Annotated in this window: 1 protein-coding gene; it reads right to left on the reverse strand. The window is 45.9% G+C overall.

What is annotated here, in order from left to right; all coding sequences use genetic code 11:
- Nucleotides 1-388: hypothetical protein (locus E1189_RS24305; RefSeq protein WP_230459824.1), on the reverse strand; the 388-nt coding region annotated here is incomplete at both ends.

Raw genomic sequence — 388 nt, forward strand, 5'->3', positions numbered from 1 at the left:
TCCATGTTGTAGCACCCGTTTCAACGGCCAAATGTTGTACAGCCGTTTGTCCCGTAGGTGTTGATCTGGTTTCAGGCTGAATCTCACTCACTTCAGTAAGAGTGTCATTTGTTTCAGCAAGAGAGCCATCTGTATTAAGTGCACACTCCTGTGCACTGGTGCAAAGAAAACGCTGAAATACCTCTTCCGGCAACAAATCTGATATCTCTGAAAGTAGAGCGTCATTCTGCTCCAGATCTGAAAGCTCTGAGTCTGCGAATAGAATGTCCAGAAGGGGAGGTGAAGAAGGAGCAGGAGTACATAAAATATCAGGGGTTCCATTGTTACTGGAAATGGGGTGAATGTTAGATGGATCCTCAATCCATGTTGTAGCACCCGTTTCAACGGC

The organism is Parendozoicomonas verongulae, assembly GCF_009711465.1.
Lineage (GTDB): Bacteria > Pseudomonadota > Gammaproteobacteria > Pseudomonadales > Endozoicomonadaceae > Sansalvadorimonas > Sansalvadorimonas verongulae.